General features: G+C 64.0%; 18 protein-coding genes and 3 pseudogenes. 10 read left to right on the top strand and 11 right to left on the bottom strand.

All coding sequences use genetic code 11. The features are described 5' to 3' along the window. Window positions 1-7: 7 nt before the first annotated feature. The 6 genes and pseudogenes from EJ072_RS05500 (at window position 8) to EJ072_RS05470 (ending at window position 6,855) form a co-directional block, all read left to right on the top strand. On the top strand, window positions 8-1,582 hold the full coding sequence (locus tag EJ072_RS05500) for a sugar ABC transporter ATP-binding protein (protein WP_126078895.1): 1,575 nt from the start codon (window positions 8-10) through the stop codon (window positions 1,580-1,582). Further along, a pseudogene (locus EJ072_RS05495) lies at window positions 1,579-2,570 on the top strand (ABC transporter permease). Before EJ072_RS05500 ends, EJ072_RS05495 begins: the two are co-directional and overlap by 4 nt. 61 nt (window positions 2,571-2,631) lie before the next feature. Beyond that, the gene (locus tag EJ072_RS05490) at window positions 2,632-3,582 is read left to right on the top strand and encodes a substrate-binding domain-containing protein (RefSeq protein ID WP_126078894.1); all 951 of its coding nucleotides are present in this window, start codon (window positions 2,632-2,634) and stop codon (window positions 3,580-3,582) included. A gap of 75 nt (window positions 3,583-3,657) precedes the next feature. Then, window positions 3,658-4,250, top strand: a pseudogene (locus EJ072_RS05485) (DJ-1/PfpI family protein). 427 nt (window positions 4,251-4,677) lie between these two features. Further along, a complete protein-coding gene (locus EJ072_RS05480; protein ID WP_126078893.1) occupies window positions 4,678-6,078 on the top strand; it encodes an NAD(P)-dependent oxidoreductase in 1,401 nt (466 codons plus the stop codon). 525 nt (window positions 6,079-6,603) lie between these two features. Further along, window positions 6,604-6,855 carry a DUF768 domain-containing protein gene (locus EJ072_RS05470; protein WP_042640970.1) on the top strand — a complete coding sequence of 84 codons (252 nt, stop codon included), beginning with the start codon at window positions 6,604-6,606 and terminating at the stop codon, window positions 6,853-6,855. Between the two features lie 30 nt (window positions 6,856-6,885). Here the strand turns inward: EJ072_RS05470 and EJ072_RS05465 are convergent, their stop codons facing one another. Further along, the gene (locus tag EJ072_RS05465) at window positions 6,886-8,004 is read right to left on the bottom strand and encodes a P1 family peptidase (protein ID WP_126078892.1); all 1,119 of its coding nucleotides are present in this window, start codon (window positions 8,002-8,004) and stop codon (window positions 6,886-6,888) included. A 7-nt stretch (window positions 8,005-8,011) separates the two neighbouring features. Continuing rightward, window positions 8,012-9,577 (bottom strand): exodeoxyribonuclease VII large subunit, encoded by a 1,566-nt coding sequence (gene xseA / locus EJ072_RS05460; RefSeq protein ID WP_126078891.1) that lies wholly within the window; start codon window positions 9,575-9,577, stop codon window positions 8,012-8,014. 121 nt (window positions 9,578-9,698) lie between these two features. Here xseA and EJ072_RS05455 point away from each other — a divergent pair, with 121 nt between their 5' ends. Then, a complete protein-coding gene (locus EJ072_RS05455) occupies window positions 9,699-11,909 on the top strand; it encodes an EAL domain-containing protein (protein ID WP_126078890.1) in 2,211 nt (736 codons plus the stop codon). Window positions 11,910-12,013: 104 nt separating this feature from the next. Here EJ072_RS05455 and EJ072_RS05450 read toward each other — a convergent pair whose 3' ends face one another. Next, entirely contained in the window at window positions 12,014-12,970 is a 957-nt protein-coding gene (locus EJ072_RS05450) for a LysR substrate-binding domain-containing protein (protein WP_042640974.1), read from the bottom strand. A gap of 238 nt (window positions 12,971-13,208) precedes the next feature. Between EJ072_RS05450 and EJ072_RS05445 the strand changes: the two genes are divergently transcribed. Continuing rightward, entirely contained in the window at window positions 13,209-13,499 is a 291-nt protein-coding gene (locus EJ072_RS05445; RefSeq protein WP_126078889.1) for a DUF1127 domain-containing protein, read from the top strand. Between the two features lie 233 nt (window positions 13,500-13,732). Here the strand turns inward: EJ072_RS05445 and EJ072_RS05440 are convergent, their stop codons facing one another. The 5 genes from EJ072_RS05440 to EJ072_RS05420 form a co-directional block, all read right to left on the bottom strand. Beyond that, window positions 13,733-14,170: a hypothetical protein gene (locus tag EJ072_RS05440; protein WP_126078888.1), complete on the bottom strand. Its 438-nt coding sequence runs from the start codon at window positions 14,168-14,170 to the stop codon at window positions 13,733-13,735. A gap of 49 nt (window positions 14,171-14,219) precedes the next feature. After that, window positions 14,220-15,149 carry a DUF937 domain-containing protein gene (locus EJ072_RS05435; protein WP_126078887.1) on the bottom strand — a complete coding sequence of 310 codons (930 nt, stop codon included), beginning with the start codon at window positions 15,147-15,149 and terminating at the stop codon, window positions 14,220-14,222. A 101-nt stretch (window positions 15,150-15,250) separates the two neighbouring features. Next, complete coding sequence (locus tag EJ072_RS05430) at window positions 15,251-16,624, bottom strand: glutamate--cysteine ligase (RefSeq protein ID WP_126078886.1); 1,374 nt, start codon at window positions 16,622-16,624, stop codon at window positions 15,251-15,253. A gap of 205 nt (window positions 16,625-16,829) precedes the next feature. Continuing rightward, window positions 16,830-17,564, bottom strand: coding sequence for a 16S rRNA (uracil(1498)-N(3))-methyltransferase (locus EJ072_RS05425; protein WP_126078885.1), 735 nt, complete (start codon window positions 17,562-17,564; stop codon window positions 16,830-16,832). A gap of 134 nt (window positions 17,565-17,698) precedes the next feature. After that, window positions 17,699-18,343 carry a hypothetical protein gene (locus tag EJ072_RS05420; protein WP_126078884.1) on the bottom strand — a complete coding sequence of 215 codons (645 nt, stop codon included), beginning with the start codon at window positions 18,341-18,343 and terminating at the stop codon, window positions 17,699-17,701. 87 nt (window positions 18,344-18,430) lie between these two features. On the opposite strand from EJ072_RS05420, the gene EJ072_RS05415 reads away from it, so the two are divergent. Together EJ072_RS05415 and EJ072_RS37245 are read left to right on the top strand one after the other, a co-directional pair. Further along, the gene (locus EJ072_RS05415) at window positions 18,431-19,129 is read left to right on the top strand and encodes a type 1 glutamine amidotransferase (protein WP_126083514.1); all 699 of its coding nucleotides are present in this window, start codon (window positions 18,431-18,433) and stop codon (window positions 19,127-19,129) included. 332 nt (window positions 19,130-19,461) lie between these two features. Further along, window positions 19,462-19,593: a hypothetical protein gene (locus tag EJ072_RS37245; RefSeq protein WP_263498119.1), complete on the top strand. Its 132-nt coding sequence runs from the start codon at window positions 19,462-19,464 to the stop codon at window positions 19,591-19,593. A gap of 187 nt (window positions 19,594-19,780) precedes the next feature. Here the strand turns inward: EJ072_RS37245 and EJ072_RS05405 are convergent, their stop codons facing one another. From EJ072_RS05405 to EJ072_RS05395, 3 genes and pseudogenes are all read right to left on the bottom strand, one after another. Then, complete coding sequence (locus tag EJ072_RS05405) at window positions 19,781-20,548, bottom strand: metallophosphoesterase (RefSeq protein ID WP_126078883.1); 768 nt, start codon at window positions 20,546-20,548, stop codon at window positions 19,781-19,783. Between the two features lie 102 nt (window positions 20,549-20,650). After that, window positions 20,651-21,780 (bottom strand): annotated as a pseudogene (locus EJ072_RS05400) (alpha-hydroxy acid oxidase). A 24-nt stretch (window positions 21,781-21,804) separates the two neighbouring features. Continuing rightward, window positions 21,805-22,608 (bottom strand): FCD domain-containing protein, encoded by an 804-nt coding sequence (locus EJ072_RS05395; protein WP_126078882.1) that lies wholly within the window; start codon window positions 22,606-22,608, stop codon window positions 21,805-21,807. Window positions 22,609-22,756: the final 148 nt, after the last annotated feature.

Genomic DNA, 22,756 nt, shown 5'->3' with positions numbered 1-22,756 from the left:
CGCTCCCATGTCCATTGCCGCCCGCATCGACGGAGATAGCGCTGTTGCGCCCGCAGCCGGCCTTCCGGTTGGCCCCGCGGTGCTGTGCGCCGAGGGGCTGTCCAAGCAGTACGGCGCCGTCACCGTGCTGTCGGATGTCACGCTCGACATCCAGCCCGGCGAGATCCATGCGATCATCGGCGAGAACGGCGCCGGTAAGTCGACATTCATGCGGCTGCTGTCCGGTTACATCGAGCCGACCGAAGGCACGTTGTCCATGGCGGGGCACCGGGTGCGCTTCAGCAGGCCGGACCAGGCTCAGGCCGCCGGCATCGCCCTGGTGCATCAGGAGATCCTGCTCGCCGATGCGCTGAGCGTCACCGACAATCTTTTCCTCGGCCGCGAGCTCACCAAGGGTGGCCTTGTCGATGATGCGCGCATGCGCCGCCTCGCTGCGGCAAAGCTCGCGGAGCTGGGCTGCGAGGTCTCGGCCACGTCTCTCGTGCGCGACATCTCGTTGGCGGATCGCCAACTGGTGCAGATAGCCCGTGCCTTGCTCGACGAGCATCGGGTGGTCATCTTCGATGAGCCGACAGCCGTGCTGACGGGGGGAGAAGTCGAGCGTCTCCTCACCATCATCTTCGAACTCAAGGCACGCGGCATCGCGGTCCTCTATATCAGCCACCGGCTCGACGAGGTGCAGCGGCTGGCCGACAAGGTCAGCGTCCTGCGCGACGGCAAATTGGTTGGCACCTATCCGGGCCATACACTGACGCAGATCGACATGGCGCGGCTGATGGTGGGCCGCGAGCTCAACGCGCTTTATCCCCAAAAGCAGGTGACGCGGACAAACGAGCCGATGCTGAGCGTCCGCAACGCCGTGGTTCCAGGCTTCGTCGAGGACGTGTCGTTCACCGTGCACAAAGGCGAGATTCTGGGCTTCGCCGGAATGATCGGCGCCGGGCGAACGGAGCTGTTCGAAGGAATGCTCGGACTCCGGCCGGGAATCGCTACGGTCGAACTCAACGGCGCTCCGGTTCGGATACGCTCCCAGCGCGAAGCCATAGAAGCCGGCATCGGTTATCTGACCGAGGACCGCAAGGGCAAGGGCCTGCTCCTGCAGGAGCGTCTCGGGCCGAACCTCACTCTGTCCGCCCTCGCCAGCTTCCATCCCGGTCTCATCGTAAGACGCGATCGCGAAGCGCGGGCCTTGGCGCAGGCAATCTCCAGCTACGACATTCGCCTGAAGAGCCTTGGCGCGCGGGCCGGGCAGCTCTCCGGCGGCAATCAGCAGAAGCTTCTGCTCGCCAAGGTGCTCCTGAGCGATCCGTCCGTCGTCATCATCGACGAGCCGACCCGCGGCATCGACATCGCCAACAAGGCGCAGATCTACGGCTTCATCCAGGATCTCGTGAGGCAGGGCAAAGCCTGCATCGTCATTTCCTCGGAGATGCAGGAACTGGTGGGCATCTGTGACCGCGTCATCGTCATGCGCGAGGGCAGGATCAGCGGCGAAGTCTCGGGCGAAACGATGACCGAGAGCAACATCGCGCTGCTGGCAACCAGCTCGCGTGCGCACGTCGCCCAGGGAGGAACAAAGTGACAGCGCTTACCCAGTCCGCGCCGGCGCGAAGCGAGCGGCAATACCAATTCTCATGGGCCGACGCCGGCCCGTTCCTTGCGCTTGCGGCGCTGCTTGCGCTGGGATTCCTGGTCAATCCCGACTTCCTGTCCGCAACGAACCTCAGCAACGTGATCACGCGCAGCGCCTATGTCGCCATCATCGCCGTTGGCGCGACATTCGTCATCTCGTCGGGCGGCCTGGACCTGTCCGTGGGCTCGATGGTGGCTTTCATTGCCGGCATCACCATCATGTTCATGAACATGATGGCGCCGAGCCTCGGCCTCTGGGCCATTCCGGCTGGAATGGCGATCGCGGTCGTGACGGGGCTGCTGTGCGGCCTGGCGAATGGCGTCATCGTCACCGTGGGCAAGATCGAGCCGTTCATCGCCACGCTCGGCACCATGGGCATCTTCCGGGCGCTTATCACCTACATGACCAACGGCGGCACGATCCCGATCGACAAGTCGCTGCGCGAGGCATACCGGCCGGTCTATTTCGGAACCCTGGGCGGGATCCCAATTCCTATCCTGATCTCCGCGATCGTCGCGGTGCTTGGCGCCTTTGTCCCTACAAGACCAAATATGGCCGCAGATGCGCCGCCGTTGGCGCCAACGAGGACGTGGCGCGCTACTCCGGCATCTCGGTCATCAAGACGCGCACCATTGCCTATGTCATCCAGGGAGCCTGCGTCGCCATCGCGGCCATCTGCTATGTGCCCCGGCTCGGCGCCGCCACACCCACCACAGGACAGCTCTGGGAGCTGCAGGTCCTCACCGCCGTCGTCATCGGCGGAACCGCGCTTCGCGGCGGCAAGGGGCGCATCTGGGGCACGATCGCCGGCGCGGTGATCCTGGAACTGATCGCCAACCTGATGGTGCTCTCCGACTTCGTTTCCGAATACCTCGTCGCCGCGGTTCAGGGCGTCATCATCATCATCGCCATGCTCGTGCAGCGCTTCTCCAAATAATCCGTCTCGGGACCGGGCGGATGCCTGTGTTTGATTGGTCCTCATCTCTGGGAGGTTTGTAATGTTCAGTAGAAAATGGTTTGCGGCCGTGGCCGTCGGCGCGTTGGTGGTCGCCGGCCAGGCGCTGGCGGCCGACAAGAAGGTGGTCGCCGTGTCAATCCCGGCGGCGGACCATGGCTGGACGGCTGGCGTGGTCTATCACGCCCAGGCCGCCGCCAAGGAAATCAACGCGGCCTTTCCCGATGTCGAGGTGGTGGTGAAGACCTCGCCGTCCGCGGCCGATCAGGTCAGCGCGCTGGAGGACCTTTCAGCCAGCCGCAAGCTCGATGCGCTGGTCATCCTGCCCTACACCTCGGAGGAGCTGACCCAGCCGGTCAAGGCGATCAAGGACATGGGCACCTTCATCACCGTCGTCGACCGCGGCCTGACCGATGCCTCGATCCAGGACCTGTACCTGGCCGGCGACAACATCGCGGTCGGCGCCAACACCGCGAAGTTCATGATCGACAAGCTCGGCGGCAAGGGCGACGTGGTCGTGCTGCGCGGCATCCCGACCGTGATCGACGACGAGCGCATCAAAGGTTTCCAGGACACGATCAAGGGCACCGGCATCAAGGTGCTCGACATCCAATACGCCCATTGGAACAGCGACGAGGCGTTCAAGCTGATGCAGGACTACCTCGCCAAATATCCGCATATCGATGCCGTCTGGGCCAATGACGACGACATGCTTCTCGGCGTGCTCGAGGCGGTCAAGCAGTCGGGCCGCACCGACATCAAGCTGGCGCTTGGCGGCAACGGCATGAAGGACATCGTCAAGAAGGTGATCGACGGTGACGCCGTGACGCCCGTCGAGACGCCTTATCCGCCTTCGATGATCAAGACGGCCGTCTACATGACTGTGGCCAATCTGATCGGCCAGGCCCCCGTTCGCGGCCACGTCAAGCTCGATGCGCCGCTGATCACCCAGGCCAATGCCAAGGAATACTACTTCCCGGATTCTCCCTTCTGACAATCGGCAAACCGAACTTTGCGACAGCCAGGGCGCGGCAGCGCCTTGGCATTCCCAAAATCGAAAGGACAAGTCATGCCAGCCAAGAAAATACTGATGCTGACCGGTGAGTTCACCGAGGAATACGAAATCTTTGTCTATCAGCAGGCTATGGAAGCCGTCGGTCACACCGTGCACGTCGTTTGCCCCGACAAGAATGCCGGCGACGTAATCAAGACCTCGCTGCACGATTTCGAGGGCGACCAGACCTATACCGAGAAGCTCGGCCACTATGCGCTGATCAACAAGACGTTCGCCGACGCGGAGAAGCAGCTCGATCAGTACGACGCCGTCTATTGCGCCGGCGGCCGCGGACCGGAATACATCCGCACCGACAAGCGCATTCAGGCGATGGTGCGTCATTTCCACGAAACGAAGAACCGATCTTCACCATCTGCCACGGCGTGCAGATCCTGATCGCGGTCGATGGCGTCGTACGCGGCAAGAAGGTCGGTGCGCTGGCGGCCTGCGAGCCGGAAGTGACGCTCGCCGGCGGCACCTATATCGACCTGTCTCCGACGGAGGCTTATGTCGACGGCACGATGGTTTCGGCCAAGGGCTGGACGGCTCTCGCCGCCTTCATCCGGGAATGCCTGAAAGTGCTCGGCACGGAAATCCGGCACGGGTAAAGCATGTCTCCCGAAAGTGGGAACCGGTTTCGGGATATAGACATGCGCAAATCAAAAACCTAAAGCGCACGGAGCGAATCTGAAAGATCGCGACGCGCTTTAGGATCCGGCGGGATGCAGAAAGACTTGGAGCGGGTGGCCGGTTCTGGATGGAAGGTTCGCCGCTCCAAGTGCCCAACGATTGCAATCCTTCATCTGTCGAAGAATGACCATTCTTCGACAGCAGCGGAACCGGGAATATCGAACCCTGGAATCTGGCCAGCCTTCCGGCCAACCAAATCGATGCTTGACCCGTCGTCGTTCAGAGCCGACAGATTCTAGACACCTGCAGCAAATCTCTCGCTTGCGACCCGGATATGCCGCTTCGCGCGGTCCATCGAACTCCGGATTGGAGTAGCTGGAGACAGTTGCAGGGAAACGACGCCTCATGACATCGGCCAATATTCTGATCTGCGATTTTGTCGGCCTCCGGTTTGGGGCCGATGGCAATCCCGACCATAGCGAGGTCAAGGCCTACATCGAGGCCAAGGGGGGCGTGTTCCACCAGACAGGCATCGCCAAGGCCGGCGCGCTTGACCCCGGCAAGCTGCATTTCTTCTACCAGCCGCAATTGAGCACGCGCGACGAATTGCTGGCCGAGGCCGGCGACGGCCGCTACGACGCCGTCATCGCCGCCGCGACGTTCATTCCGGCCGAGACCAGATTCCGGCTCGGCGGGGTGCGCATCGGCGCCGGCACCGGCAATATGGGCTCGGCATCCTGGGGCGGCGGCAGCGGCGAAGGCGGCGAAGCGCCGCTGATGAACACGCCCGGCATCAACAGCCGCGCCACCGCGCAGATGGCCATGAAGGCGCTGCTGAAAGTCAGGCCTGACCTTCCAGTTGACAAGCTCAACGCCCTCGTTGCCGGCGGGCAGTTCGATACGGGAAAGGACCTGCGCCATTACCCGACCGAGAAGCTCGAAGGCAAAAGACTGGCGGTGATCGGCTATGGCAATATCGGCCGGGAATTCGCCAGGCTCGGCCAGGCCTTCGGCATGCGGGTCGCCATTCATGCGCGGCCCCGTCACCAAAAATGGATCGAGCTGGAAGGCTTCGACTACGCCGCGACCATGGAAGACGCGGCGCGCGGCGCCGACGCTCTTTCAGTCCACCTTGGCCTCGGTGCTTTCGATCCCGGCGCGCAACGATACGCCAATGCCGGACTGATCGGAGATGAAGTCCTCTCCCTCCTCAATCACGGCGCCGTGCTTATCAACTATGATCGCGGCGAGCTGGTCGATGTTGCAGCGCTGGAGCGCGCGCTGGCGTCAGGGCGCGTTTCCCATGCGGCGATCGATGCGGACCTGTTCAAGAACGGCGGCAAGCTTTCAGGACCAATGCTGCCCTATCTCAAACTGGTCGAAGCCTATGGCCCGCGTCTGGAGCTCCTCCCGCATGCCGCGGCCGACACCGATCATCCCTCTCGCGTCGCCGGCGCCAAGCAGGCGGTCGACCAGATCCACGCGGTCATCACCGAGCGTCACGTCACCAATCTGAAAGGCTCGTTGCCTCCGGGTTTCGTCGATATGGGTGCGAAAGTCCCTCCCGGTATCGGCGGCATTACGCCCCGGCACCTCGCGGCACTCGCCGCGGACCAGGCGGTTGCCGCCGACTTGGCCGGTGCGGGCGCTGTGGTGGCCGGATTCTGGGAGCGTCTCCTGGCTGCATCCGTGCAAGAGCGGGAGGCGTTGCTCTCTTCGGAGGGCGAGGTTTTCGCCGAAGCCGCGAACCGGCTCTCTACCTTGCTGCGTAACCATCATCTTTCCGGGCCGTTCACGTCAAAATAATCCTTAGGTTTCGCTCTCAGTCTCCAGCGAGCACCAACTCGTCCTGGATGTGTTGCTGGCGCGCGACTCCGAACACGCCAGCGCTGGCATGCTGACGCATCTGAGGACCGTCGAACCAACCTTTTGGGGAGGTAGCCGCCCGGACGGCGGAGCCCCGAGTCGACATTGCAAGAGGATGTCACTATATAGCGCCTGCTCCGGCTCGGGCCGGGGCAGCGTTGACCGGGAAGCCGCGATACGGTTTGTGATGCAAATGCGCTGTCGAAATTAGAAAAAGGCAAGTAAAAACAACGACGACGGCCTTCTGTCGATCCCGGCCCATCATTCCATCATTCTCAATGATCTGAACGTGCACCTCGAACCCTTCCATTCCTGCGGCTCTGCGTCTCATGGCCAAGATGTCTTGTCTCATGGCCAAGATGTCTTGCCGGTCGGGGGCGACTCGGTTCGAATAGCGCATGCATCCTTTGCAGGGTGCGGACGTTCATGGCTACCAACCGGCTTTGCCGCCAGGGAAGAAGCAGTATGAGTGAACATGCGATCGAGTTCTTGCGCGGATGGATTGGCGAGAAAGTCCAATGCCAGCATTCGCCGATCCAGATCGAGCAGGCCGAGACTCTCGCCAAGGAGTGCTGCGCCAAAGCCGCCGAGGCAGGCATTCTGCTCGAGGACATCCAGGAAGAGGTCGGCGACATCCAGGAACTGATCGCGTCGCGCCTCGAGGAGGCCGCCGAAGAGGGCAACAGCGAAGCAAGGCCCGACAAGCCGGCGGAGTGAAAACGTGCCGGCGCGGGCAGACGGTATTTCTTAGCCGAATTTCTCCTTTAGCCAGTCCTTCGGCAGCGCCGGCACGAAATTGCCGTCGCGTCCCGTCATGTCCTCATTGGCGGTGAGCGCGTTGAGGATCGCCTCCTCGACGCCTTGCACGACCGCGTCGAAGAACGGATCGATGTCGACATCGGGGATGAACTCCGCGCGTCCGATGCGCCCGGAAGCGCCAAGCGCCGCCTCCGGATTGGCGGTCGAGAACGCCAGAAAGATATCGCCCGAACTGTGGTAGCCATAGCCGCCGGTCATGGCGATGCCGAGCGGCACGCGCCGGGCGAGCCGCTTCATCTGATGCGGTAGGAACGGGGCGTCGGTGGCGACCACGGCGATGATCGAACCCTTTTCGGCGCGCGCCGTCGCCTCGCGGATCGCCGGGTCGACAAGCTCCTGCCCGATGCGCCGGCCGCGAATGGTGAAATTGTGCCTCTTGCCGAAATTCGACTGCACGAAGACACCCAGCGTGTAGCGCTTGTCTTGCCATTCGACGATGCGCGAGGCGGTGCCTGATCCGGCCTTGAAGCCGAAGGTGATCATCCCGGTGCCGCCGCCGACGCTGCCTTCCTCGATGGCGCCGCCGCCGGCCCTGTCGAGCGCGGCGACGACATGCTCCACGCTCACATGATGGCCATTGATGTCGTTGAGGAAGCCGTCATAGGTCTCGGCCGCCACCGGCAGGCCCCAGCCTGTGTCGAGCGCGGCTGGCAGCACCTTGTGCATCCAGCGCAGCGTGGCGTCGCGGGTGACGCCGCAGGAATGCGTGTTGGTGATGGTGACCGGGAAGTTGAAGGCGCCGGTCTCCTCGATGATATGCGTTCCTGTCAGCTCGCCATTGCCGTTCTGGCTGAACACGCCGGCGAAAACCGGCGTCGCGAGTTCCTGAACCGGCCTTGGCAGGATCGCGGTGACGCCGGTGCGCACCGGTCCGTTGCCGACACGCAGCGGACCATCGCCGGAAATCAGCGTCGTGTAGCCCACCGACACGCCTGGAACGTCGGTGATGGCGTTGAAACGGCCTGGCGTGCCGTCGAGCGCGATGCCGAAGGAGCGCAGGCGCGGCTTGCCGGAAGGCGTGCGAAGATGCGGGTCGTGACTGCTCATGCGGTCCTCAGAACAACGAGCCCTGATTGCCCGGCTCCCTGGCCTTGGCGGACGGCTTCGCGGCCAGCTTCGGCCGCGCGACGCCGCTGGTGGCGATGGCCTCGGCAGTGCCGTCGGCGAATTCAAGCTGCAGCGCCGCGCCCGGCGCCAATTCCGCGACCCGCTTGATGACGGCGCCGTCGGCGTCCTTGACCAGCGCGAAGCCGCGCGCCAGCACGGCTTTGTGCGAAAGAGTGGATAGCAGCCGGTCGGCCTGGGTCAGCGCCGCGCGAATCCGGTCGAGCCGCCGTGCCAGCGCCTGGTCCTGCCTGCGCGACAGTCCGGCCAGCGCGTCGGCCTGCAGCTTCTGGCGCCGGGCGATCGGAGCCGGCGACAGGCGCGTCGAATTGCGCTGGAAGCGCTGGCGCCGCTCGCGCACGATGGCGAAGAACGCCGCCCGCGCCCGCGCGATGTCGCGGCCGGTCAGTGTGCGGGCCTCGTTGACGCGCCGCGACAGGGTCGCCGGCGTCAACCTTTGCCGCTCCAGCGTCGCCCGCTTGCGCTCGATATTCACCGTCAGCCCGCGGCCGAGGCGGCAGGTCGCATCGTCGAAACGGCGGCGCGGCAGCGCCAGCAACTGGTCGGGCGAGGGGAGCGCGCGCGCCGCCGCGCGCACCGCCTGGCGTTTGCGCTCCAGATGCCGCGAAGCGCAGGCATTGAGCCGCGCGCCAAGGCTGGCCAAGGTAGCCTCCAGGTCCGCCCTGACCGGCACGGCGATCTCGGCCGCGCCCGTCGGCGTTGGCGCGCGCCTATCGGCGACGAAGTCGATCAGAGTCGTATCGGTCTCGTGCCCGACGGCCGAGATCACGGGGATGGACGACGCCGCGACGGCACGTGCCAGCCCTTCGTCGTTGAAGCCCCAGAGGTCTTCGAGGCTGCCGCCGCCGCGCGCCACGATCAAAACGTCGGGCTGGCGGATAGGTCCGTCCCAAGTCAGCGCGTTGAAGCCGTTGACGGCCGCGGTGACTTCCTTGGCCGTCGTCTCGCCTTGGACCCGCACCGGCCAGACCAGCACATGGAGCGGAAACCGGTCCTTGATGCGATGAATGATGTCGCGGATCACCGAGCCCGTCGGCGAGGTGACGACGCCGATGACCTTGGGCATGAAGGGCAGCCGCCGCTTGCGGCCGGCGTCGAACAGGCCTTCGGCCTGCAGCCGGCGCTTGCGCTCTTCGAGCAGCGCCATCAGCGCGCCGGCGCCGGCCGGCTCAAGATTGTCGATGACGATCTGGTAGTTGGATTTGCCGGGATAGGTCGTCAGCCGGCCGCTGGCGATCACCTCCATGCCTTCCTCGGGGCGGAATTTCAGCCGCGCCATGGTGGTCTTCCAGACCACGGCATCGATCCGCGCCCGGTCGTCCTTCAGCGCGAAATAGGCGTGGCCGGACGAATGCGGGCCGCGATAGCCGGAAATCTCGCCGCGCACCCGCACATTACCGAAGGCGTCCTCGACAGTGCGCTTCAGCGCGCCGGAAATCTCGCTCACAGTGTATTCGGTGGCGTTGCTGCGTGATTCGGTTGCTGTTTCATTCATCGCCGGATTGGGGAACGCTTATCGGCTCGCGTCAAGCCGGGAGAACCCCTGCTAATATTATAACGTGATTTTAAGCCCGATTTGCTTTCACTGACGGCACAAGAGCCGGCCAGGAAACGCGATGAGCGCACGCCACGACAGCAGCCCGTTGCCGCACCAGGTCACGTTGACCGTGCTGACGCTTGCCGCTTTCGCGTTGGCGATTGTCGTCGGCTTCGGCTTCTACGCCGCCAATCAGGCCGACGAGGCTTCACTCGAACGGCAGAAGATTTTCATCGCCGATGGGCTGAACGACCAGATTGCCGCGGTCCAGCGCGAGCAGGAAAGCGTGACGGTCTGGGATGACTCGGTAACCAATGTGAGGGCGGGCAATCAGGCCTGGATCGAGGAAAACCTCAGCACCTGGATGTACAGCTACTACGGCCACAACCGGGTCTACATCCTTGACGCCGCCAACCATGCGATCCACGCCATGCGGGAAGGCAAAGTCGTTGCGGCGTCGGCTTTCGGCGAGGACGAGCCGGAATTGCGGCCGACCATCGACAAGCTGCGCCACATGTTGGGTGAGCCGCTGAAAGCCGACGCCTCCGGCCAGCCGGCCAAGATGGTCGCGCAGGATCTCGTCTCGCTCCAGGGAAAGCCCGCTATTTTGAGCGTCATGCCGCTGGTGCCGAGCTCGGATCGCGTCAGCCAGGCGCCTGGCACGGAATATCTGCATATCTCCGCCGAGTTCATCAACGATGCCGTCATCGGCAAGATCGCGGCAAAATACCTGCTCGATGGCGCGCGCCTGGTGCCGTTGTCCGAGCCGGTTGGCCCGGCCGCCGTGCCGCTGGTCGATTCGCGTGGTGTTATCCTCGGCTATATCGGCTGGGACCAGTTGCGGCCCGGCCTTACCTTGGTGCGCAAGATCGCTCCGGCCTTGGCGATCGCGCTGCTCGTGGCGGGCGGCGTTCTGGTGTTCCTGCTGCGCCGATTGCGTCGCGCCTCAGCCGCGCTGCAGACCAGCCAGGACCAGGCGCAATATCTCGCCTTCCACGACACGCTCACCGGCCTGCCTAACCGGGCGCTGTTCGAGGACCGGTTGCGGCGCATGCTGCTCTTCGCCGGCCAGGACGGAACGCACGTTGCGCTGCTTTACCTCGACCTCGATCGCTTCAAGCACATCAACGACACGCTCGGCCATCCGGCCGGCGACGAGCTCGTGCGCCAGACGGCGGCGCGGCTCAAGCATACGATCCGCGAAGCCGATACTGTCGCGCGGCTCGGCGGCGACGAGTTCGCTGTGATCCTGCTCGACATTCCCGACGCCGGAAGCGTCGAAGATATCGCCGAAAGGCTGCTTATGAAGCTGCGTGAGCCGTTCAGGCTCATTGGCGACCAGGTCTTCGTCGGCGCGAGCATCGGCATCGCACTCTCGTCCGGACCGGATACGGATGCCGACGACCTGCTGCGCAAGGCCGACATCGCGCTTTACGAGGCCAAGAAGAACGGTCGCGGCCGCTACGAGGTGTTCGCCGGCGACATGGACGATCTCTTGTTGCGCAAGCGCAAGGTCGAGTCGGAACTCCGCAAGGCGCTGGACGGCGACGGCGGCATAAAGCTCGCCTATCAGCCGGTTTTCGCGGCCGACGGCCGCCGGATTCTCGGGGCCGAAGCGCTGATCCGCTGGGGGCATGAGGTGCACGGCGCGTTGCCCGCGGCGCAGTTCATCGCGATTGCCGAAGAGCGCGGCCTCATCGGCGAGCTCGGCAAATGGGCGCTGAGCGAAGCGTGCCGCTTTGCCGCCGGGACCGAACTTCCCTGGATCGCCGTCAACATCTCGCCGATGCAACTGCGCGATGCCGGCTTTGCCGAACAGATCGCCGGCATCCTGAAGGAAACCGGACTCGACCCGTCCCGCCTGCAGCTCGAGACCACCGAGAGCGTTCTGCTCGAGCACAATGACACGATTGGCGCCGTGATTGCCGCGCTGCGCCAGTCCGGCGTGCGCATCGTGCTCGACGATTTCGGCACCGGCTACTCTTCCCTTAGCTATCTGCGTCGCCAGTCGATCGACAAGCTGAAGATCGACCGCTCCTTCGTGCGTCTGCTCGACGAGGACGAAAGCGCCCGCGCAATCGCCAAGACGCTGATCGAGTTGGCGCTGGCGCTCAAGGTGGAAGTGACCGCCGAAGGCGTCGAGACCGACGCGCAGAAGGCCTTGCTGGTCGGCATGGGTTGTCACCAGATCCAGGGCTATCTGCTGTCGCCGCCATTGGAGCCCGGCCAGTTGCTTGCGCTGCCGGGTGTTTCGTCAGCCGGCCCGGAGCGTTCCGTCGCTCGGGCCTAGAGCAGTTCGTCATTTCACGGAAACGGCGAACTGCTCTATCTATTTGTTTCAACGCAATTCCTGACGGAAAACCGCTTCACACTTTTCCTGGAATTGCTCCCGCCTTACCAGCCAGGCATGATCTGGTTTGCCTTGACCCTTTTCATCTTGGCAAAGGCGAGCGCGGCGAAGTCGAAGCTTCCCGCCTCTTCGCTCACCGGCACGGAAATGTTGTCGAGGCTTTCGGCGATGTGACGGGCCAAGGCGTCGACGATCTCCGGCTGTGAGGTCTGGCCGCGCATGATGCCGATGCGGCAGTCCGGCAATTGGCCGAAGCCGTCGGCCTCGCCGAGCACGCGCATGCCGGGCCTGAGCGCGCATTCCGGCAGCACCGAGACCGCCAGGCCTGAAAGCACGGCCGCGGTGATCACGGTGGCCGAGAAGCTGGAGAACAGCACGCGGTAGTCGCGGTTCTGCCGGTCGAGCACGTCGACAGCCGCACGCCGCCAGATGCAGTTCGGCCGGCCGAACGCCATCGGCAGGGTTTCCTGTTCATGCGTGGCGTGGTTGGCCGAGGTGACCCACAAAAGCGGCTCGCGACGCACCACTTCCGACTGGCCGCGCGTGTCGTTATGCGTGACCAGCGCGAGGTCGAGATTGCCGCGCTTGATGTGTTCGACAAGCCCCGGCGTCGGCTCGCAAACCACCGTCAGCTCGACACGCGGATTGGAGCGCGAGAAACGCGCCATGATCTCGGGCAGGAAGCGGTCGGCATAGTCGTCCGGCGTGCCGATGCGGATCGTACCTTCGAGGCGCTGGTCGTCGAAGGCCGCGAGCGTCTCGCGGTTGAGGTAGATCAGCCGCCGCGCGTAGGAAAGCAGCCGGTCGCCCTCCTCGGTCAGCTTGTTGGTGCGGCCGTCCTTTTCGAACAGTGGCTTGCCGATCCGCTCCTCCAGCCGCCGCATCTGCATCGACACGGCCGACTGCGTCCGGTGCACCTCCTCGGCCGCGCGGGTGAAGCTGCCGGTGTCGGCGATCGAGATGAAGGTTTGCAACTGATCGAGGTCAAGCGGCGCTTTCATCGGTCCAACCTATCATTGATGTTGATGCTAGAGATTAAAAACATTCGTTGGATTAATCAATCGCGCGATGGCAAATTGTCATTGTCCACATGAGAACAGTGCATGTCGCCCAGAAGTGGTTCCCGGTTCTGGGGACAACGACATGCATCACATCAATGAATGGAAACCGGAACGGCGCTTCTCCCAAGGCGCCGATTGGCTGGTTTCGTCCGCTCGACTCCTGGAAGGAGAGACTGAAATGACCACGATTGAATTCGCCTCCGAGACTCCGCGCATCACCACGCGTCCGGCCGTTGCGACGCTTGTGGTCAATGCCATCGCCAACAGCTACCGCGCCTGGAAAAACCGTCGCGCCTTCTATCGCCTCGGCGAGATGTCCGACGCCGAGCTGGCCGATATCGGCCTGACGCGCGCCGACCTCCATGTCGCCATCGGCGTGCCCTTCGGCCGCGATCCGACGGCGAAGCTGCGCGTGATCGCCAGCGAGCGCGCCGACACGATCGAGGACCTTGCTCGTAAGGTAGGCTGAAGGGCGGCGTTTCCTCGGATTTCCCGTCGCGCTGAACCTTTTCACGGCTCGGCGCGACCAAGCTTCATGCAGGCTCCCACACTCCCTGCCGGTTCCCCGCCGGCCAGCCTGCACATTGCCCGGTTCTCCTCCAGGACCGGGCATTTTTTATTTGCTTCGACACATGACGGAAGCGTTGGTTTCCGCCACACGCAATTTGGTGAAACCAGCAAGGCCGTTTAGGGACGCAGGCTCTAGTCTGGCGCCATCTGGCAATCGGGGCCGACCCACTTACCCGTGGTAATATCCAGCTCGGCATCCATGTTTGCGGCGCTGCACACGGGATAACGATCGTCACCCTGTCGGGCCTTGCTGCGGCTTCTGTATTGATTGACGAGGGTATCGTGGTCGGGCTGCTGCGAGCCTCCCTGCCGCAGTGAAAGCTGCATCATGCAATTGGCGAAAGCATCCGTACCTTGTTCAAAACCGAAGCCAACGCATTGCGCCTCGTTCTTCGAGCTTTGGCCGGCGTTTCCGTTGCTTGTTGTGCAGCCCATCAGCGATGCGGCAAACATCAGTAGCAACATAGAGGACGAAGGGCGCATCCCGCTTTTCCTTGTGATCCAGAATACTCGGTAGTGAGTTGTGGTCGAAAGCCCCTGCAAGCAGTCGCGGCGAGGATTGCGGCGCATCTGCTTGGGTCTCTTGCTCGCGGAACGCCGCTCCGGCGGCGTTCAGGGTTCACCGCCGGTCCATGTCGCGCTTGAACTGGTCGAAGATCGTCTCCAGGCCCTTTTGATATTCGTCGCGCTGCTGCGCACCGGTCTCGAACATCTTGCCGAAGATGTCGTCGAACGGGTTTCGCGGACGGCCGCTCGGGTTGGTTTGCGGCTGTTGCGGCGCGCTCTGCTGCGGTTGGCGCTGTTGCGGCTGCGGCGCCGGCTGCCCGCCGGGCACGCCGAAGCCGCCACCGCCCTGGCGCAGCATCTCCTCGAAGATCTTGCCGAGCGGATTGTCGCCATAGGGGCTTTGCGTCTGCTGCGGCTGGCCTTGCGGCTGCGCGCCGCCGCCGAACATGTCCTGCAACACCTTGCCGAGCGGATTCTCGCCATAGGGATTGGGCGCGGGTTGCGGCGTCTGGGGCGCTGGCGCGACGCCGCTTTGCCGCATCATCTGCTCGATGATCTCGCCGAGCGGATTGCCGCTGCCGCCGAAGCCGCCGGCGGCCTGCATCTGCCCCCCAGTCAACTGATTGTTGGTCTGCTTGAACAGCCCGCCCATCATCATCGAGGCCATGGCCGGCAGCATCTGCTGCAACACCTGCTGGCTGAGCCCCGTCGCCTGCGCGGCCTGGTTCGCCACGGCGCGCGACAGGTCCTTCGAGCCGAACAGATGGCCGAGAATGCCGTTGCCCTCATCGATGCCTTGCGGCGAAAAGGCTCTTGTCGCGTCCTCGAAATATTTGGCGTGCTGCCCACTCGCCATCGCCGTCATGAAGGCGCCCATCCCGTAGGGATCGGCGGTGTAGCGCTGGAGCCCCTGTGAGAAGGCGGGCAGCAGCGCCTGGACCGCGGCCTGCGTCTGCTGCATCGAAAGCCCATATTGCTGGGCCAGCGCCTGCATGCCGGCGCCATTCTGGGCTTGGGCAAAAATGTCGAACAGGGAAGGCATTGGGTTCTCCTCCGACAATATCCTCGTCGGAGAGCCTAGTTCGTTTCCATCACCGATTGAAGCGGCTTTTGCTGCCCAACCGCTCGGCGTACACCGGACAGTTAATAGGCATATTCCATGAACACCGGCTCGATCGAGCCGCCCCAGCGCGTGTGGTAGGCCGACAGCATCTCCTCGGCGCTGGTGGTGCCGCGCGAGACGACCTCGTCCAGCGTGTTGAGGAACGACGTCTCGTCATAACCGTCGCGGTTCTTCTTGCCGCGGTTCTTCAGGCCCATGCGCGAGATGGCGAGCACGTCGCGGGCGACGTCGCGCAAGGTGGCGTTGCGGAACGGCGCCGCGATGCCAAGCTCCGGCACGGCATTGCGCATCGCCAGCGCTTCCCGATAGGTCCAGCTTGCGGTCAGCGCCTCGACGGCGTCCAGCGCCTGCTCGTCATAGAGCAGCCCGACCCAGAAGGCGGGCAGGGCGCAGATGCGACGCCACGGGCCGCCATCGGCGCCGCGCATTTCGAGGAAACGCTTCAGCCGCACGTCGGGGAACAAGGTAGAGAGATGGTTCGCCCAGTCGCCCATGGTCGGCAGGCCGTCGGGGATTTCATTGCGCGCCGCACCCGCCATGAACTGGCGGAAGGTGTAGCGCGTCATGTCGTGATACTGGCCGTCGCGGATGACGAAATACATCGGCACGTCGAGCGCCCATTCGACATAGTCGGCAAAGCCGAAATCGGGCGAGAAGCAGAATTCAAGCATGCCGGAACGCTGGTTGTCGGTGTCGCGCCAGATGTCGCCGCGCCAGCTCTGCAGCCCGTTCGGCCGGCTCTCGGTGAAGGGCGAGTTGGCAAACAGCGCCGTCGACAGCGGCTGCAGCTTCAGCGACACCTGCATCTTGCGGCGCATGTCGGTCTCGCTCTCGAAGTCGAGGTTAACCTGGATCGTGCAGGTGCGGTACATCATGTCGAGGCCCTTGGTGCCGACCTTCGGCATGTAGCGCGTCATGATCTCGTAGCGCGATTTCGGCATTTTCGGCGTGTCGGCCAACGACCATTTCGGGCTGCCGCCAAGGCCGAGGAAGCGGATGCCGAGCGGCTCGGCGATCTCGCGCACCTGCGCCAGATGCGCGTTGCCCTCGCGACAGGTCTGGTGGATCGATTCCAGCGGCGCGCCGGAAAGCTCGAATTGGCCGCCTGGCTCCAGCGAGATCGCGCCCTGGCCGGTCGGCTCGACCAGGCCGATGATACGGCCGGCATCCATGATCGGGTCCCAACCAAGCTTTTGCTGCATGCCTTCCAGGATGGCGCGGATGCCGCGCTCGCCGCCATAGGGCACCGGCGCGTGGCCGTCGACATAGAAGGGGAATTTCTCGTGCTCGGTGCCAATGCGCCATTTGTCGCGCGGCTTGTTGCCGGCGGCCAGATAGCCGACCAGTTCGTCGGTTCCTTCGATGGGCTGGGTATCGGTCGTGTCGCGCGCCATGAGGCCCCTCCGAGCGCTTTGCCCCGGAAATCGGCATCGACTTCCGCCAGGCGTCCTGCACAGTTCCTAAGTGTTACAGCGCCCTTCGTGCGTCGAAAAGCATGCGCGGTGCTGCAGAGGCCGGACGGCCGCCGGCGCTAGATGGACGAAATGCCGGCAGCCGATCAAGCAAAAAATCCTGAGCCAGGCCTCAATGGGATTTGATTTACCAGTCGCCGATCGTCACCTGGATGGCGGCAAGCGCCGCCACTGCCGCCGTGTCGGCGCGCAGGATCCGCGGCCCGAGCGGGATGGCGGTGACGAAAGGCAAGGCCCTCAGCATCCTGCGCTCGTCCTCGGAAAATCCGCCTTCGGGACCGACCAGAAGCGCAAGTTTCTTCTCCCTTACCGCCTGCAGGGCCGGCAGCGGATTGTTGGTCGAAGCGTCCTCGTCGCAGAAGATCAGCCGCCGCTCCCTGTCCCAACTGGCGAGCAGCCGCTCCAGCTTCTCTGCTTCACGCACGTCCGGCACCGCGAGGATGCCGCATTGCTCGGCCGCCTCGACGACATTGGCGCGCAGCCGCTCGATGCCGGGCTTCGCCACCTGCGTGTGCTGGGTGATGACTGGCTGCAGCACGCCGGCGCCCATCTCGACCGCCTTCTGCACCAGGTAGTCGAGCCGCCCCTGCTTGAGCGGCGCGAAGCAATAGACGAGGTCGGGCAGCGGCGGCTGCGGCCGCTGCAGCTCCAGCACTTTCAACCGGACAGCCTTCTTGGATCTAGCGGCGATCGCAGCCGACCATTCGCCGTCGCGGCCGTTGAAAAGCAGCACCACGGCGCCTTCGCCGAGCCGCAGCACATGGGCGAGGTAATGGCTCTGCTGCTGTCCGGCATCGAATTCGACGCCTGAGCCTAGATCGTCCGGCACGAACAACCGCTGCATTTTGTAGTTGGCGCGCATGGCCCAGGCAGGTCCCGCAAAAGTGTCCCCGCGGTTTTGCGATCAGAACCTGCGAAAAACAAGGGAATCTAGGCAGATATTTGCGGGCCATCCCGCGAATATCTGCCGAGCAATGGGCGAGGCGATGGATATCGTCAAGTGTCGGCGGTCGGATGCCAGACAGGCGCAAAGCCTTGCCGCAGCACCGCGATGGTGGTCGCCGGCGTCAGCAGGCGCAGCGATCGGCCGGTGAAGCGATCGAAGCCGGTTTGACCGGCGAAACCCGCGAAGGACCATTCAAGTGCCTTTCCGGAACGCAGCGCGTAGGCGGTGTCGCCCTGCGCGATCATCGCTCCATCAGGCAAGCCGTCAAGCTCCGGCACGGTTACGCGAGGGGGCCGTCCACCCGAAGCCAGCCGTTCCCTGTGCAGCCGTTTGTCGACCATCGGCGCGCGGGGCTCTGCGATGCCGAAGGCCTTGCCGAAGCGGCCGACGAAATCGGTCGCCCGTTCGCGTCGGCAGAAGAAGCAGGGCCGGTGGCCGGCGGCCAACGCCGTCACCTCGTCAAGGAAGAACAATTCGGTCCAACCAGCCTTTCCTCCCCTGTTGCGGCCCATCGGCTCGCGCCGCACATTGCGGAACTCGCACACACAGATGATCCAGGCCGGCAAGGCCCAGCGCTTCCTCAGCAGAGTCTTGGTCTCCGGATCATGGATGATGCCGCGATTGCCGGTGAACAGGCCGCGTTCCGGCACGGCATGGATGGCGCCGAAGGGATCGACCCGGTTCTGCAGTGGCATAGCTTTCTCTCCCGCCGCGCATCTTGGCTGAAACACGGGCCGCATGATATCGCTCGCCCCAGCCTTTTCATGTCAGCAGGATTCTCGTTGCGCGTGCTGGTGGTCCAGAATTACGACAATACCGGCCTCGGTCAGGTCGGTGCCGCTCTGGCCGAAGCGGGCGCGGATGTCGACCTGCGGCGCCCATACCAGGGCGATACGTTGCCGCAGGACGCAGGCGGGCACGATGCGATGGTCTTGCTGGGCGGCGGGCAGAATGCGCTGGCCGACGAGGACTATCCCTATTTCCCGGCGCTGCTCGAGTTGACCCGCGATTTCGCCGATAAGGACCGCTCGGTGCTCGGCATCTGCCTCGGCGGTCAGCTCCTTGCCCGCGCATTTGGTGGCGACAACCATATCGGCGGCGCCACCGAATTCGGCTGGCACAAGGTCTCGCTGACGCCCGCCGCGAAGTCGGATCCGGTCCTGGCGGCGCTGCCCGAACAATTTCCGATCTTCGAATGGCACGACGACACTTTTGCGCTGCCTCAGAATGCCGTGCGGCTCGCCGGCAGCGCGGTCGCCGAAAACCAGGCCTTCCGCCTCGGCCGCGCCGTCTATGGCTTTCAGTTCCACTTCGAGGCCGACACGCCGATGGTGCGCCACTGGAGCACCTCCTTCGCGGCAACGATAGCCGAGCGCCATCCCGACTGGAACGACCGGCTCGACGACGAGTTGGCCGGTAACGGCCCCGAAGCCGATGCCGCCGGCCTGGCGATCGCCCGCGCCTGGGTGGCTACCATCTAAGGTACGTTGATATTCAGGTAAGGCCGGCCTGACCTGCATCTCGACACATCCGCGCGGACGCAGCGTGGCATAATTGGCACGCCTCAGCGCCTGCGCCTGGGGATAACGCTCTTCTTTCTTGGTTTGTGTCCGGCTGCTCCCCTAAGAGGGCGCGCTTTGTATCGCCGGTGCAACCGCCATGAACCTTTTGTGTGATCCAGCCGACACACCGGCGAAACAGAATCTGCTTAGAAGCGCGAAATCGTCGAAACATTGAGACGCATTTTATCGTTTCAACGCATTGGTAACCGCCTCGTGCCCAGATGCAGAAAGCTTAACCAGAGATGACGTCCGTGAAAGCAGCACTCCTGTCTTTTGTCATGCTGTCTGCCATCGTGCTCTGCGGCCTGGGCATCTATGCCGCCGACGCAGCAACCAACCACCGGGCCGTCGACGGCTACGGCGTGACGGCCTCGCTCGACTGAGCCCAATCAAAAATCGGAAGCGCGCCCGCGCCGAGATTGCGCCGAAGGCGTGTTGAGATTCAGGTCAAGGCCGAGTCGAAAATGGTGGTTTCCGAGAACCGGAGCGGAGCGTACTTAACGTACGTGAGCACCGGAAGCGCAGGAAAACACCATTTGCAGGCCGGCCTCACCTGAATATCAGCACGCCTTAAAGCGCTTTGCCTTGCACGTCGATGATGCGCTTGTCGCCGCCATTGACGGCGAGCGCGCTCAGCGTCCCCGATTTCCAGGCGAGCGTGTCGACATTGACGCGGTTGGCCTTCACTTCGGCCTCCGGGACGGGCGTGTGCCCGTGCACGATCACCTTTGAAAAAAGCTCCTGGTGATCGTGGAAGGCATCGCGGATCCAGATCAGGTCCAGCAGGTTCTGGCGGTCGAGCGGCACGCCCGGCCTTATCCCGGCATGGCAGAAGAAGAAGTCGCCGAAACTGACCGAAAACGTCAGCGACTGCAGGAAATCGACATGGCTGCGCGGCACCGCTTTCACCAGCGCAGCGTGTCCGCGCGCGATGGCTTCCGCCTTGCCGTACCAATGGGCGTCGCGGACAAGGTCCACGCCATAGGACTGCGCGGTCTGCACGCCGCCATAGTTCATGAACAGGCCGTCCGGCTCGGCATCGGCCAGGAATTCGAGCATGCCGATATCATGGTTGCCGGCCAGCATGATGTAGCGCGGATCGCGCTTGCGCGCCTCGATCAGAAAGTCGATGACGCTCTTTGAATCCGGGCCGCGGTCGACATAGTCGCCGAGATGGATGATGCGCCAGTCGGAGGCGGGCGCATGTTCCAGTTGGCTTTCGATGCGCCGGTGCATGGCGGCGAGCAGGTCATGGCGTCCATGTACGTCGCCGATGGCGTAGAGCCGCATGCCGTCCGGCCCGCGCCCGTCGAGATAGTGGATGCCGGTTTCGGTCAAGGTGAACATGTTCCCAAGGCACAGTTGGAGCCAAGCCTAGTGCCGATCGATGAACAACGCCCTAGCGACGCAACCGATCCGTGCGATCTTGGCTACTGCGTCCTAGCGGCGGAGCTGGTCCTTGCCCATGTCGGCGACGAGGCGCTTGCCGCACAGCGCCAGCGTGACGTCCATCTCCTTGCGGATGATTTCGAGCGCCTTGGTGACGCCGTCCTTGCCCATCGCGCCGAGGCCGTAAAGGAACGGCCTGCCGATATAGGTGCCCTTGGCGCCGAGGCAGAGCGCCTTGAGCACGTCCTGGCCGGAACGGATGCCGCCGTCCATATGGACTTCGATCCTGTCGCCGACCGCATCGGCGATCTCTTCCAGCACGGAGATCGAGGAGGGGGCGCCGTCGAGCTGCCGCCCGCCATGGTTTGAGACCACGATCGCGTCCGCCCCGGTCTCGGCCGCCATCAGCGCGTCTTCCGTGTCGAGGATGCCCTTCAGGATCAGCTTGCCGCCCCAGCGTTCCTTGATCCAGGCGACGTCCTTCCACGACAGGTGCGGATCGAATTGCTCATTCGTCCAGGACGATAGTGAGGAGACGTCGCCCACGCCCTTGGCGTGGCCGACGATGTTGCGGAAAGTGCGGCGCTTGGTTCCTGCGATGCCCAGGCACCAGCGCGGCTTCAGCGCAAGGTCGATGATGTTGGCAAGCGTCATCTTCGGCGGCGCCGAAAGCCCGTTGCGCACGTCCTTGTGGCGCTGTCCCAGGATCTGCAGGTCGAGTGTCAGCACCAGCGCCGAACATTTCGCCGCCTTGGCGCGGTCGATGAGGTTGAGCACGAAATCCTTGTCGCGCAGCACGTAGAGCTGAAACCAGAACGGCTTCTTGGTCACCGAGGCGACATCCTCGATCGAGCAGATGCTCATGGTGGACAGCGTGAACGGAACGCCGAACGCTTCCGCCGCCTGCGCCGCCAGCATCTCGCCGTCGGCATGCCGGTCAGCCCGGTCGGCGCCAGCGCCACCGGCATCGCCACCTTCTGGCCGATCATGGTCGATTCCAGCGAGCGGTTGCTCATGTCGACCAGCACGCGCTGGCGGAACTTGATCTTGCCGAAGTCCTCCTCGTTGGCGCGGTAGGTGCTCTCCGTCCATGCGCCGGAATCGGCATAGTCGAAGAACATCTTCGGCACCCTCCGGCGTGCCAGGTCCTTGAGGTCGGCGATGGTGAGGATTTCGCTCATGATGGGTCCCCGCTAAATCTGTGCTTAGGAGCGTTTGCGTGTGGGTTCGATATCGCCGGCATCGGAGCGCTGTCTCAGCCTCAGCCGGGAGACGCGCTGCCAGTCGCCGCTGCGCTCGGCTTCCGCCATCGAGCGCTCGACATAGGTGATGTGGTCCATCGCGGCCTTGCGCGCCGCGATCGGATCGCCGGCCTTGATCGCGGCATGGATCGCCCGGTGCTGCTCGAGCAGCGCCTCGCGCGCGCCCGGCACGCCGAACACCAGAAGCCGGTTCTGGAAAACGCCTTCCGACAACAGCCGGTAGCAGGAGCGCAGCGTGTGCAGCAGGATGATGTTGTGCGCGCATTCGCACACCGCATGATGGAATTCGACGTCGATCTCCGCCTCGTCGTCGAAGTCGCCGGTCCGGTGCGCCTCCTCCATGCGCGCCATGATGCGGTCGAGCAGCGCAAGGTCCTCCGGCGTCGCCCGCCGCGCCGCATATTCGGCCGCCACCGCCTCGATCTCGCGCCGGTACTCCAGATAGTCGGTCACCGCCTTGCGGTGCGTGGAGATGAGGTCCGTCACCGGCTTGGTGAAGAGCTGGCCGATGACGTCGGCGACATGCGTGCCGCCGCCGGGGCGCGTCGTCAGCAGTCCGCGTCCCTCCAGCGCCTTCAGCGCATCGCGCAGGATCGGCCGCGACACGTCGAACTGGCGCGCCAGCTCGCGCTCGCCCGGCAGCCGGTCACCGGTGCGCAGAACGCCTTCGAGGATCAGGCTCTCGATCTGCTGCACCACCTCGTCGGCGGTGCGCGAATGCTCGATCCTGGAGAAAATGTCGCTCAACGGAGACGCCTGGAGCTGGAACGGATGTCGCCCAGATTAAAGCGTCTGTCGCCAACTGGTCAAATTATTTATCCAATTCGCCCAATGTGGTCGGATCGCCTGCCGCGCGCCGTCATCGCCGGATGCTAATATTTGCTGTTTACGCGTC

This window comes from Mesorhizobium sp. M2A.F.Ca.ET.046.03.2.1 (assembly GCF_003952425.1).
In the GTDB taxonomy this organism is placed as follows: domain Bacteria; phylum Pseudomonadota; class Alphaproteobacteria; order Rhizobiales; family Rhizobiaceae; genus Mesorhizobium.
The sequence above is the reverse complement of the archived record's forward strand: the minus strand, read 5'-3'. Positions and strand labels throughout refer to the sequence as shown.

Coding starts and splice junctions, on each gene's coding strand:
- EJ072_RS05500 (WP_126078895.1), top strand. CDS start 8: ATGTCCATTGCCGCCCGCATCGACGGAGATAGCGCTGTTGCGCCCGCA.
- EJ072_RS05490 (WP_126078894.1), top strand. CDS start 2,632: ATGTTCAGTAGAAAATGGTTTGCGGCCGTGGCCGTCGGCGCGTTGGTG.
- EJ072_RS05480 (WP_126078893.1), top strand. CDS start 4,678: ATGACATCGGCCAATATTCTGATCTGCGATTTTGTCGGCCTCCGGTTT.
- EJ072_RS05470 (WP_042640970.1), top strand. CDS start 6,604: ATGAGTGAACATGCGATCGAGTTCTTGCGCGGATGGATTGGCGAGAAA.
- EJ072_RS05465 (WP_126078892.1), bottom strand. CDS start 8,004: ATGAGCAGTCACGACCCGCATCTTCGCACGCCTTCCGGCAAGCCGCGC.
- xseA (WP_126078891.1), bottom strand. CDS start 9,577: ATGAATGAAACAGCAACCGAATCACGCAGCAACGCCACCGAATACACT.
- EJ072_RS05455 (WP_126078890.1), top strand. CDS start 9,699: ATGAGCGCACGCCACGACAGCAGCCCGTTGCCGCACCAGGTCACGTTG.
- EJ072_RS05450 (WP_042640974.1), bottom strand. CDS start 12,970: ATGAAAGCGCCGCTTGACCTCGATCAGTTGCAAACCTTCATCTCGATC.
- EJ072_RS05445 (WP_126078889.1), top strand. CDS start 13,209: ATGACCACGATTGAATTCGCCTCCGAGACTCCGCGCATCACCACGCGT.
- EJ072_RS05440 (WP_126078888.1), bottom strand. CDS start 14,170: ATGCGCCGCAATCCTCGCCGCGACTGCTTGCAGGGGCTTTCGACCACA.
- EJ072_RS05435 (WP_126078887.1), bottom strand. CDS start 15,149: ATGCCTTCCCTGTTCGACATTTTTGCCCAAGCCCAGAATGGCGCCGGC.
- EJ072_RS05430 (WP_126078886.1), bottom strand. CDS start 16,624: ATGGCGCGCGACACGACCGATACCCAGCCCATCGAAGGAACCGACGAA.
- EJ072_RS05425 (WP_126078885.1), bottom strand. CDS start 17,564: ATGCGCGCCAACTACAAAATGCAGCGGTTGTTCGTGCCGGACGATCTA.
- EJ072_RS05420 (WP_126078884.1), bottom strand. CDS start 18,343: ATGCCACTGCAGAACCGGGTCGATCCCTTCGGCGCCATCCATGCCGTG.